This is a genomic window from Oceanobacillus saliphilus (genome assembly GCF_023522835.1).
GTDB classification, from domain to species: domain Bacteria; phylum Bacillota; class Bacilli; order Bacillales; family Amphibacillaceae; genus Oceanobacillus; species Oceanobacillus saliphilus.
The window spans coordinates 1-255 of record NZ_JALCZU010000238.1 but is presented as its reverse complement, the minus strand read 5'-3'; the positions used below and the strand labels follow the sequence as shown (position 1 = coordinate 255).

Genomic DNA, 255 nt, shown 5'->3' with positions numbered 1-255 from the left:
GAAGAAGTGAAGATGCTTATCCGGAATCTGCTAAAAACAGAGCCCACCCAGAGAATGACCATCACAGAATTCATGAACCACCCCTGGATCATGCAATCTACGAAGGTCCCTCAGACTCCACTGCACACCAGCCGTGTCCTGAAGGAGGACAAGGAACGATGGGAGGATGTCAAGGAGGAGATGACCAGTGCCTTGGCCACGATGCGCGTTGACTATGAGCAGATCAAGATAAAGAAGATAGAAGACGCATCCAAC

The 255-nt window shown here is 50.2% G+C and carries 1 protein-coding gene; it reads left to right on the top strand.

What is annotated here, in order from left to right:
- A partial coding sequence (locus tag MN204_RS21925) for a protein kinase family protein (RefSeq protein ID WP_249872989.1) occupies positions 1–255 on the top strand: 255 nt, incomplete at both ends.